The sequence below is a fragment of the Halomonas sp. TD01 genome (assembly GCF_923868895.1).
Taxonomy (GTDB): Bacteria; Pseudomonadota; Gammaproteobacteria; order Pseudomonadales; family Halomonadaceae; genus Vreelandella.
On record NZ_OV350343.1, the window covers coordinates 3,790,693 to 3,802,064 of the forward strand.

Sequence of the window (11,372 nt, forward strand, 5' to 3'; positions counted from 1 at the left end):
AATGACTTATGACGCCGGTGATTGCTTTCGGTGAAGCCTTGGTTGATATGCTGTCCAGCCGCTTAGGCGATGACACTGGCCAAGAAACCTTCACGCCTTACGCGGGTGGCGCGCCTGCTAACGTTGCGGTTGCCTGTGCCCGACTTAACGTACCCAGCCAGTTTTTAGGCATGGTGGGTGACGATACGTTTGGCCACTTCCTGATTCGTGAGCTGAAAAGCCATGGCGTGGATACTCAGGGCGTGGTGCTGACTAAAGAAGCACGCACTGCGCTGGCGTTTGTCTCCAGAGACAGTAGCGGCGAGCGCACATTTGATTTTTATCGCCCACCGGCAGCCGACCTGCTTTATCGCCTAGAGCATCTGCCACACGGCGTGTTTGAACAACCGGCGATTGTTCACTTGTGCAGCAACAGTTTGACTGACCCCGAGATTGCCGACACCACCTTAGCGATTGCCGCTATGGCGAAGCGCGCAGGCTGTTTAGTCAGCGTGGATGCCAACCTCCGCCACAACCTGTGGACCGAAGGGTCAGCCGACCTCTGGCTGGTAACTGAGCTATTGGATAACGCCGATCTCGTTAAAGTCTCACTAGATGAGCTTGATTATCTTCGTGGCGACCATTCACAGGAAGCGTGGCTATCTCAGCGACTAGCCGCCGGGGTAAAAGTGATTTTAATCACCGACGGCCCTAACAACGTGGCGTTGAAAGGCGTTGGCCTTGACCACACCATCACACCCCCTCCGGTGGCCGCTGTCGATACCACTGCTGGCGGTGATGCGTTTATTGGCGGCCTACTCGCTGAGCTTTCACGGCACGGCATTGATGATAACTGGCACCAAGACAGTGCCTTTCTAATCCGCGCAGTAGATATTGCCTGCCGCTGTGGCGCTCACGCAGTGACACGCCCAGGTGCCTACGCCGCACTGCCGACCCATAGCGATATTGAAGCGCTAAGAAATACGTAACGCCTGTAGTGAAAAGGGCGTGCAACAGCACGCCCTTAATCACGCATCCTACGTACACGCTAAATCCCACTAATGCGCTACCGCACCTTTACTCGATACCACACTGCCGCCAAGCAACTCAGCGCTGCCTTCCAAGACGCGCACATCAATCGAGCCTGTCGTTAGGCCTGTATAGCTAACCTGAGTAATCGCTCGCTGTTGCGTATCGCCGTTAACCAGGATCTCCAGCGAGCCATGATCACACCACCACTCTACCGTGATCGTTAAACCATCAACGCTGCCCGCTGCATGGTCACAGGCGAAATGGTCATCGAAAGCTGCTTGTCCGTTCACCCCATTACGCGTGTAGCGAAGTGCAACGTCCTCCTCTCCCGCTTCAAGAGTAAGTTGTTGATGATCTCCCTGCTGGAGCGACAACGCTACTCGGCTGCCAGCCGTTAAGGTCAGTTCAAGCAAACCACGGCTTACCGATGGCAAAGAGGTTAAAACGCTATATTGCCCAACACCCAGCATTGCCTGTGGCGAGATAGTATGCGGTACGGCTGTCAGCGCCTCATGGCACTCGCTGGCGATACGCTGGCAAAGCTGAATGCCGCTCGATGTCGCACGCAGGGTTAACTCTCTGGGCAGGCTCATCATTCCCCGCCAGCCAGCTTCAGGCGCATGATTGGCATACTGCCAATTATTCAGCCAAGCCACGGCTAAACGGCGCCCCGGAATATTCGACCAGCTCTGCACGGCGTAAAAATCACGCCCTTCGTCCATCATCATGACGTCATCTGGCGAGTGGTCGTTAGTAAAACGCTGCCCGTCAAACTCGCCCACAAAATATTGTGTGAACGAGCCAAAAGCATTATCTGGCGTAGCACCAATGCCTACGATTAATACCCAACGGCTAGTCGCCTGGCAATTTTCAGCGCCATCCACAGGTAGTTCGAACAAATCGGGGCATTCCCAGGGGTGTTGAGTATGCGCCCCATGGCCCTCGCCAAACGCACTGGCAAATTGCCAGTGCAATAGGTTTTCCGAGGTGTAAAAATGAATTTCCTGACCACAAGCCAGCGCCATTACCCAACGCTGGGTAGCGGCATGCCAGAACACTTTTGGGTCGCGAAAATCTTTAAACCCTGGTGCGGGCAGCAATGGGTTATTGGCGTATTGATGCCAAGTGCGCCCCTTGTCGCGGCTATAAGCCAAACACTGTGACTGCTCATAATTTTCAGGGTCATCGGAAAGCACTCGGTGACAGGTATAAAACGCCAGCAGCCCCGGCTGGCCGTCAAACAGCCCCGTCACATCATGCTCATCCACGATGGCACTACCTGAAAAACACGCGCCTTGGGCATCTGGCGCCAGCGCAATAGGCAAGTGTTCCCAATGGCAGAGATCGGTGCTCACTGCATGACCCCAGTGCATTGGCCCCCATACCGTGTCATGGGGATGGTATTGATAAAAGAGATGATACTCTCCTTCGAAATACACGAGCCCGTTGGGATCATTCATCCAGCCGGTAGGCGGCGTAAAATGCAGCGTTGGCCTGAGAGGAGTAAATTTGACGAGATTCAATGTTAAAAACCCTTACTTAATCGATTAAGTTGAGGCTAACACGCTTTTTTCTTCTCTGCCTTACGCCGTTAGATGGAGCGCACAAAAAAGCCCGAGCATGGCAATATGCTCGGGCAAATGACTTACCCACACGACCCGATATCAGTGAGGCAAGTAACGAGAGTGCTCGTGTCGATTTACATCGTATTCTTTAGTGGTGAAAACGCTCAGCGGCCTGACGGGCCAGCTCGCGAATGCCGTCCCAATCTTCTGCTTCAACCATGGCTTTCGGCGTTAGCCAAGAACCACCTACACACATAACATTGGGTAGTGAAAGGTAGGTTTCAGCGTTATCAACCGTGATACCGCCGGTTGGGCAAAAGCGTGCTTCGGGAATCGGCGCGCCAAAGGCTTTAATGGCTTTGGCACCACCGCTGGACTCAGCCGGGAAAAACTTGAAGCGGCGATAGCCGTACTGCCAGCCGGTCATCAATTCAGAGATCGTTGATACGCCGGGCAGCATCGGCACAGGGCTCTCTACGCCATAGCGATAAAGGGCCTCTGTCGCGCCCGGTGTCACTACAAAATCCGCACCTACCTGTTCAGCTTGGCGGTATTGCGCGGGCGTTAACACGGTACCTACACCGATGCTGGCTCCCGGCAGCGCTTCTTTCATGCGTTTAATTGCTTCCAGCGCGCAGTCAGTACGCAAGGTAATTTCAAGCACGCTTAAGCCACCTTCCACCAAGGCGCGGCCCAACGGTACCGCATCTTCAAGACGGTCAATGGTAATCACCGGAATGACCTCAGCTTTTAAGCAAATGCTATCAAGCTCGGCGGTGCGCGTTGAGGGTAGCTGTTTATCGATTGTCATCAGTGAGTCTCCAAGCAATTTTTACTGGCAAACGTTTTATTGGCGAAAGCCCAGGCGTTACGGCGCCCAATAGATCGCTAACGGGCAAGATAAAAACGCGCGAATCGGCAGCTTACGGACATCATCACCATTCATGGCGTTTGCCAATACGCTGCGCTTATCATCGCCAGTAATATGTAAAATATGTCGATGCGCCTGATGCAGGCGATCTGCCGAGAAAGTAATACGCGGCTGCGGCTGACTAGGCGTGCGTACCGCGACAAGCGGCTCATCGGTGGAAAGTGCTAAGCCAAGCTCCAGGCTGTCGGGGAATAGCGATGCCGTATGGCCATCGCCTCCCATTCCCAAAATCACAACGCTGGCGGGCCAAGGCAGAGATGCCGTGCGTTTAGCAACCTCTTCAACACCCTCTTCCGGCGTTGAGTCATCTGAGGTTAGCGGTACAAAGTTAGCCTTTGCGGCAGCCCCTTGAAGCAGATTTTCTCGCACCAACTTGGCATTGCTATCGCTACTTTGTTCATCCACCCAGCGCTCGTCGGCCAGGGTAATGTCAATGCGCTCCCAAGGTAGCGGTTTGGCTGCCAGGGATTTAAAAAATGGCACTGGTGTAGAACCCCCCGATACGACTAATAACGCGCGATCCTGGCGGCTTAAGTCTTCAGCTAATGCCTGAAAGACCGCTTCTGCTAACTGCTCCGCTAGCGCTTGACGTGCTTCGCTCATATCAATAATCCTCGTACCAACTGCGGCCATCTTGGGTAATCATGGCGATGGAGGCAACCGGCCCCCAAGAGCCTGCCGGGTAACGGCGCGGCGGTGTTTCGCGTGCTTTCCAACCGTCGATGAGCTGATCGCACCAGCGCCAGGCGTGCTCGACTTCATCACGACGTACGAACAAATACTGTTGTCCTTTCATGACTTCCAGCAGCAGGCGCTCGTAGGCATCGGGGATACGCGATTTGGGGAACGCGCTATTAAAATCCAGGTGCAGCGGGCCAGGCCGCAGACGCATACCTTTATCCAAACCGCTGTCTTTGGTGAGCACCTGAAGCGCGATACCTTCATCCGGCTGCAGGCGAATGATCAGCTTGTTAGACGCAATCCCCCGCTGGTCAGGGTCAAAAATATAGTGTGGCTGCTGGCGGAAGTGGATCACGATTTGGGATAGCTTTTCAGGCATGCGCTTACCGGTACGCAGGTAAAACGGCACCCCCGCCCAGCGCCAGTTAGAAACCTCGGTTTTCATTGCCACAAAGGTTTCGGTCTGGCTTTCAGTATTCGCCCCTTCTTCTTCCAGATAGCCAGGTACTGGCTGGCCGTCGTTGGTGCCCGCTGTATATTGGCCGCGCACCACGTCGCGCCCCAGCGCCTCACCGCTAAAAGGCTTAAGCGCTTTCAACACTTTTACTTTCTCATCACGAATGGCGTCAGCATCCAGATTGGAAGGCGGGTCCATGGCAATCAAACACAATAGCTGGAGCAGGTGGTTTTGCACCATATCGCGAAGCTGTCCGGCATCATCGAAGTAGCCCCAGCGCCCTTCAATACCGACCTTTTCTGCAACGGTAATTTCTACGTGAGAAATGTGGTTCTGGTTCCATTGCGTCCCAAAAAGCGGGTTAGCAAAGCGCAGCGCAATCAGGTTCTGTACCGTTTCTTTACCTAAATAGTGGTCAATACGGTAAATACGCGACTCAGGAAAAACGGCCCCAATAGCGTCGTTAACTTCTTCTGATGACACCAAATCGTAGCCAATGGGCTTCTCAACAATGACCCGCGTTTGCTCATCCAGGCTGCCACTCGCCTCAAGGTTGCGGCAAATATCGCCGTAGATCATTGCGGCAACAGATAGATAGACGACCATAGGTTGATCGGAGCCTTCGCGCCATTCACGTACCTGCTCAAAACCCTCGGCTTTTTTGAAATCCAGCTGCAAATAGTCAAGCCGGTTTAGAAAACGCTCAAGGCTCTCTTTATCCTGCTCATCTTTTTTCAGCCGCTTTTGCAGTGCGCCGCTGACTAACTGGCGAAATGCCGCGGTGTCATGCGCTTGACGCGCCAGCCCCATAATCCGCGTGCTTTTGGGCATTAAGCCCTCACGGTCAAGGTGATAAAGCGCAGGAAACAGCTTGCGCATCGCAAGATCGCCAAGCGCCCCAAACAGCGCTAAATCAATAGCGTGATTCTTATCGCCCAGCGGGGAATGTGACTGGCTCATCTCAGCTCCTATTTATAATTAGATGATCTAATGTAGTTAGATTACCTAAAATCTATCTGATACGGGGCATTATACGCAACATTTCATGTAATTTTACTACAAAAAAATAGCGTTGCCTCCCCATTTACGCCTTTTACTGTCATTTACTTCTTTCTCTGCAAAGTGCCGTCTCTGCGTAGCACCGATCCCGGCACCAACCGTTATAGCTCTTTATTGTTACCTTTTATTCCACTCTACGCCCCTTGGATACGCCATCGCTACGCCCTCTGAGGATGAGGTGACATTGCCTGGAATTGGCGACGCTGGCACTGACTAAAGCGCTGCTCATCAAAACGCTCGCAGCACTCTATGACAACAACAATGAGGTATTCACATTATGGCAACGTATCGTCCAATCATGATGCCACTGCTAGCCGCCACGCTGGCTGCCAGTGTCACCCTGCCCGCCTTTGCGTTTGAGGATGATCGCCTCACTATCTGGATGGGTGATAATAAAGGCCAGGAAGGCATTCGCGTGGTTGCCGAGCAGTTTCTTGAAGACACAGGAATCGAAGTTGAGGTGGTCTTCCCCGATAACCTTACTGACCGCTTTCAGCAAGCGGCGGGGAGTGGCCAGGGGCCGGACATCGTCATTTGGGCTCACGACCGCATGGGTGAGTGGGCACAAAGTGGTTTATTGAAACAAGTCGCCCCAAGTGACAGCTTCCGTGAGGCGTTTTACGACTTCACCTGGGAAGCTGCGCTGTGGAATGGTGAAACCTACGGCTACCCGATATCGGTAGAGTCACTGGGCCTCATTTACAACAAAACCCTGATAGAAACACCGCCAGAAAGTTTTGCCGAGCTGATGGAGCTTGACGAAACGCTCTCTCAAGTCGGCAAAAAGGCCATCTTATTTGATTACAGCGAGCCGTATTACGGCTGGACCTTGCTAGCGGCCAACGGCGGCTACCCTTTCAAGCAGACCGACAGCGGCTATGACGTCAGCGATATAGGCGTTAACAACCAAGGTGCCCTACAAGGGGCAGAACTGTTGGTTGAGCTAATCGAAAGTGATGTGCTACCCCGCGGCACTGATTACAACTTGATGGATACCCGCTTTAACCAGGGCGAAGTAGCTACCATGATTAGCGGCCCATGGGCCTGGCCAAACCTAGAGCGTAGCGGAATTGACTACGGCGTCGCGCTGCTACCGAAAGTGGGTGATGAGCGTGCTAAACCCATGTTTGGTGTGATGACGGCAATGATTAACTCCGCCACACCCAATGATTTTCTCGCCGTAGAGTTTTTAGAAAACTATCTGCTTAGCGAAGAGGGCATGCACACATTTAACAGCGACGGCTCACTGGGGGCGGTAGCCCATATCGATTATCAGGCTAAACTTGCTGATAACCCCAACATTGCCGCGACGCTTGAAAATGCGGAAGTCGGTATGCCCATGCCGAACATTCCTGAAATGGGTGCTTTCTGGGCAGCCATGGAGCCCGCACTGCAAAACATCGGCAGTGGCCGCCAATCGCCCAAAGAAGCGCTGGATGCGGCTGCGCGGCGTATGCGCCAGTAAGCTTTTTCTGCCCTTCTGCCCGGTAGCCAATGCCACCGGGCAGCTTTCAGGATGTCACTATGTATACCACTAACGCCTCTCGTGGCCTTCCCCGCCACCGCTCTCGCCATCTCACCGAACGTTACTCCCGCTGGGCACTTCGCTGCGTTATTGCCACCTTGGTAATCGTGCTGTTATGGCTAGTACTGGCATTCCACCTTAACGGCCAGTGGATGTTTGCCTTACTCTTTTTATTGCTGGGTGCCTCGCTGGGGGTGGTGTTTACTAAACGTACGTTAATGAGCCACCGCTATATTTTTCCTGCCGTGGCGGGACTTGGCGTGTTTGTTATTTTCCCGCTGCTTTACACCATCGGCATTAGCTTTAGTAATTACAGCTCAAGCAACCTGCTATCGGAAGAGCGCGTTCGTGGCCAGCTAATGAGCCAAACCTATCAACAGGAAGGCAACGCGTTTGACCTAACGCTGTACCAGGAAGGTGAGCTTATCCGCTTATACCTGGAAAACAGTGAGGCAGACACGACCCAGCGTTTCGTTTCTTCACCGCTCAACTTCGCCAACCATGAAACCCGCCAAATAGGTATTCAGGCAGTAGACGCTTCGCCTGCCCAAGAACCACTGGGAATGCGCGCTATCATCCAGGCACGTGATTCTCTGCAAGGGCTTAGGCTGCTGACACCGGATGGCGCGGAGCTGCGTATGGCAGGGTTACGCCAGTTTGCCCCTATGGTAGATCGCTATGAAGCTCGTGAAGACGGCTCGCTTTATGATCGCCGCGATGACCGCATTATTACACCCGACCCCGCTATCGGATTTTTTGTCGCTGATAACGGCGAAAGAATCACGCCGGGATGGCCAGTCAATGTAGGGTTTACCAACTATACGAAGATATTCACCGATCCAGACATTCGCGGCCCGTTCATGCAAATTTTTGTGTGGACCTTTGTGTTTGCATCACTGACGGTGGTCTTTACCCTGGCCGTTGGCTTTGTGTTGGCGTCATTGCTGCAGTGGGACCAACTTAAGGGCAAAGCCGTTTATCGCACGCTGTTAATTCTGCCCTACGCCGTGCCCGCCTTTATCTCCATCCTGATTTTTAAAGGCATGTTTAACCAACACTTCGGTGAAGTAAACATGATTCTGGACACGCTGTTTGGTGTTCGGCCGGAGTGGTTTACCGACCCGTGGCTAGCGCGTTCCATGCTACTGATTGTCAATACGTGGTTGGGCTACCCCTATATGTTGCTGCTGTGCATGGGGCTAATCCAGGCAATTCCTCAAGATCTTTACGAAGCCTCAGCGGTAGATGGTGGCGGCCCAATTACTAACCTGTTCAAGATTACCCTGCCGCTGATCATTAAACCGCTAACACCACTGTTAATTGCCGCCTTTGCATTTAACTTCAATAACTTTGTGCTAATTGCGCTATTAACCGGCGGCAACCCTGACATTTTGGGCGCCAGCACCCCAGCAGGCACCACCGATCTATTGGTCAGCTACACCTACCGCATTGCCTTCCAGGATGCCGGACAGAACTTTGGGCTGGCAGCCGCCATCGCAACGCTCATTTTCCTCTTGGTTGCGGGTATGTCGTTGCTTAATTTGCGCCTTTCCAAGGTTAAGGTTTAGGAGGTTACTCATGGCCATGGTTCAACCCCGTTCTGTGGGCGCGCGCCGCTTGGGCGCACACCTTGCACTGATCTGCTTTGTTTCGCTGATTGTCTTCCCGCTGTTGTTGGTGATTTCAATCTCATTTCGCGAGGGTAACTTTGCCTCTGGCAGCTTAATTCCCAAGAATTTCTCGTTGGAACACTGGTCACTAGCACTGGGAATTCCCTGGGAACGCCCGGATGGCAGCATTGTTCAACCGCCCTTTCCCGTGCTGTTGTGGCTTTGGAACTCGATAAAAGTGGCGGTAGTTTCTTCGGTGCTGATTCTAATGTTAGCGACGACGAGCGCTTACGCCTTCGCACGCATGCGCTTTAAAGGCAAAGAACCGCTTTTGAAAGGCATGCTGATTTTCCAGATGTTCCCAGCCGTACTGTCACTCGTGGCGCTCTACGCCCTGTTTGATCGACTGGGGCAGTTTGTTGGCTGGTTAGGCATCAACACCCACGGCGCGCTGATCGTGGCATCACTGGGCGCGGTCGCGCTGCATATCTGGACCATTAAAGGCTACTTTGAGTCGATTGATGGCTCGCTGGAAGAAGCGGCTATGGTCGACGGCGCCAGCACCTGGCAGGCGTTCCGCTACATTCTGCTGCCGCTGTCGATTCCCATTTTGATGGTGGTTTTCATTCTGGCTTTTGTGATGAGTATCATGGAATACCCCATGGCCTCAGTACTGCTGGTGGATGAGCACAAACTCACTCTAGCGGTAGGTGCCCAACAATACCTTGCCGACCACAACCAACGCTGGGGCAACTTTGCCGCCGCCGCCGTGCTTTCCGGCCTGCCCATTACCGTTGCGTTCTTGATCTGCCAACGCTGGATTATTGGCGGGTTAACCGCAGGGGGCGTCAAAGGTTAGTCCTAATTGGCACACTAATTCCTCGCTTGAGCAACTTGCTCCTTACCGGCCCTATTGATAGGGCCGGTTTTTTTTCATTACTTCCTTCACTACTTGGGTGTTTTTTTAGGGAAATTTTACGGACTTTTTGTGGTTGCCATGGTGTTATATCGCGATAAACATTAGGGCAATTTAAGAGCGGATCTATGACCATCTTTCCCAGCGGAATTTACTATCGAGACGCTTACCGCAATTGGGCACAAATCTTTAAAATCATGGCAGTATTATGGTTAGTGCTTGCCATGTTTATGGCACTGCCTTGGATTGTTCTCGTTATTGAAAAAGATCCTGACGCTCCTGCGTTCGGAATGTCGCTTCTCATTATTCTCAGTGCCACGCTTATTACTTGGTTGCTAACCCGCCGAGTATCACTGGAGCTGAAGCCCTGGCAAATGTTTATATTGACGGCGGGCAGTTGGACCAGCATTAGCTGTTTTGCCAGCCTTCCGCTTATTTTAGGTGCGCCCCAACTCAGCGTCACTAATGCAGTCTTTGAGTCGGTCTCCGCGATTACCACCACCGGGTCAACCATATTATCTGGGATCGAAGATTTATCCGACGGCCTAAAGCTGTGGCGAGGCTTAATGCAGTGGATGGGCGGTATCGGCATTATCGTCATGGGCATCGCCATTCTTCCGTTTCTTAAAGTAGGCGGCATGCGGCTATTCCACACCGAATCATCGGATTGGTCCGATAAAGTAATGCCCCGCACGGGCGGCATTGCTAAAGCGACGCTAAGTATCTATGTGGGGCTGACACTACTGGCCATGCTGAGCTACTGGGTCGGTGGAATGCTGCCACTAGATGCAGTGGTTCACGGAATGACATCACTGGCGACCGGTGGCTTTGCTAACTCTGACGCCTCGTTTGGTGCCTACGCTGAGCAGCCGTGGCTGCTATGGATGGGTAGCTTTTTCATGCTCAGTGGAGCACTTCCCTTTGTCTTGTATATTCGCTTTATTCGCACTTCTCGCAGCGCACTGTGGAAAGACCAACAGGTCCGTGGTTTGTTAAAACTGCTGCTAACAGCGATCTTGATTCTCAGCGCGTGGCGTTTTTACCAAGGCGATGACTGGTTTGTCTCGCTCACTCATGTCACGTTTAACGTCATTTCAGTCGTGACCACTACGGGCTATGCATCCGACGACTATACCCTATGGGGTTCATTACCCATTGCAGCGTTTTTCTATCTTACGTTTATGGGTGGCTGTAGCGGCTCTACCAGCGGTGGTATGAAAATTTTCCGGTTCCAAATCGCTATGCTGATGTTGCGTAATCAGTTGCGCTATCTGATTCACGCCAATGGTGTTTTCACAACGCGCTATAATCAGCAGCCAGTGACCAGCGATATTTCCCGCAGCGTAGTGGCCTTCTCTTTCTTCTTCTTTATTACGATTGCAGTGCTTGCATTGGGCCTTTCAGCATTAGGTTTGGACTTAGTCACTGCCCTTTCCGGAGCGGCCACTGCGGTAGCGAATGTAGGCCCTGGTCTCGGTGATACCATTGATCCGGCAGGTAACTTTGCAACACTACCCGATGCCGCTAAATGGCTATTGTGCATCGGTATGTTAATGGGTCGCCTGGAAATTTTAACGGTCGTGGTACTGCTCACGCCGATGTTCTGGCGACGCTAAC

At 52.7% G+C, this 11,372-nt stretch carries 9 protein-coding genes; 5 read left to right on the forward strand and 4 right to left on the reverse strand.

All coding sequences use genetic code 11. The features are described from left to right. Positions 1-8: 8 nt before the first annotated feature. The gene (locus L1X57_RS17280) at positions 9-968 is read left to right on the forward strand and encodes a carbohydrate kinase family protein (protein ID WP_009723654.1); all 960 of its coding nucleotides are present in this window, start codon (positions 9-11) and stop codon (positions 966-968) included. 69 nt (positions 969-1,037) lie between these two features. On the opposite strand, the gene L1X57_RS17285 is transcribed toward L1X57_RS17280, so the two are convergent. The 4 genes from L1X57_RS17285 to zwf all read right to left on the reverse strand — a co-directional run bounded on the left by L1X57_RS17285 (position 1,038) and on the right by zwf (position 5,605). Further along, complete coding sequence (locus L1X57_RS17285; RefSeq protein ID WP_143759753.1) at positions 1,038-2,534, reverse strand: glycoside hydrolase family 32 protein; 1,497 nt, start codon at positions 2,532-2,534, stop codon at positions 1,038-1,040. A gap of 190 nt (positions 2,535-2,724) precedes the next feature. Further along, positions 2,725-3,387: a bifunctional 4-hydroxy-2-oxoglutarate aldolase/2-dehydro-3-deoxy-phosphogluconate aldolase gene (locus tag L1X57_RS17290; protein ID WP_009723656.1), complete on the reverse strand. Its 663-nt coding sequence runs from the start codon at positions 3,385-3,387 to the stop codon at positions 2,725-2,727. A 57-nt stretch (positions 3,388-3,444) separates the two neighbouring features. After that, positions 3,445-4,110, reverse strand: coding sequence for a 6-phosphogluconolactonase (gene pgl, locus L1X57_RS17295; protein ID WP_009723657.1), 666 nt, complete (start codon positions 4,108-4,110; stop codon positions 3,445-3,447). Between the two features lies 1 nt (position 4,111). Then, positions 4,112-5,605, reverse strand: a complete 1,494-nt coding sequence (zwf, locus tag L1X57_RS17300; protein ID WP_009723658.1) for a glucose-6-phosphate dehydrogenase — start codon at positions 5,603-5,605, stop codon at positions 4,112-4,114. A 376-nt stretch (positions 5,606-5,981) separates the two neighbouring features. Between zwf and malE the strand changes: the two genes are divergently transcribed. The 4 genes from malE (at position 5,982) to L1X57_RS17320 (ending at position 11,371) form a co-directional block, all read left to right on the forward strand. Then, positions 5,982-7,169 carry a maltose/maltodextrin ABC transporter substrate-binding protein MalE gene (gene malE, locus L1X57_RS17305; protein WP_009723659.1) on the forward strand — a complete coding sequence of 396 codons (1,188 nt, stop codon included), beginning with the start codon at positions 5,982-5,984 and terminating at the stop codon, positions 7,167-7,169. A 59-nt stretch (positions 7,170-7,228) separates the two neighbouring features. Beyond that, the gene (malF, locus tag L1X57_RS17310) at positions 7,229-8,797 is read left to right on the forward strand and encodes a maltose ABC transporter permease MalF (RefSeq protein WP_009723660.1); all 1,569 of its coding nucleotides are present in this window, start codon (positions 7,229-7,231) and stop codon (positions 8,795-8,797) included. A gap of 10 nt (positions 8,798-8,807) precedes the next feature. Further along, a complete protein-coding gene (malG, locus tag L1X57_RS17315) occupies positions 8,808-9,698 on the forward strand; it encodes a maltose ABC transporter permease MalG (protein ID WP_009723661.1) in 891 nt (296 codons plus the stop codon). A 185-nt stretch (positions 9,699-9,883) separates the two neighbouring features. Beyond that, positions 9,884-11,371 carry a TrkH family potassium uptake protein gene (locus L1X57_RS17320; RefSeq protein ID WP_009723662.1) on the forward strand — a complete coding sequence of 496 codons (1,488 nt, stop codon included), beginning with the start codon at positions 9,884-9,886 and terminating at the stop codon, positions 11,369-11,371. Position 11,372 lies beyond the last annotated feature (1 nt).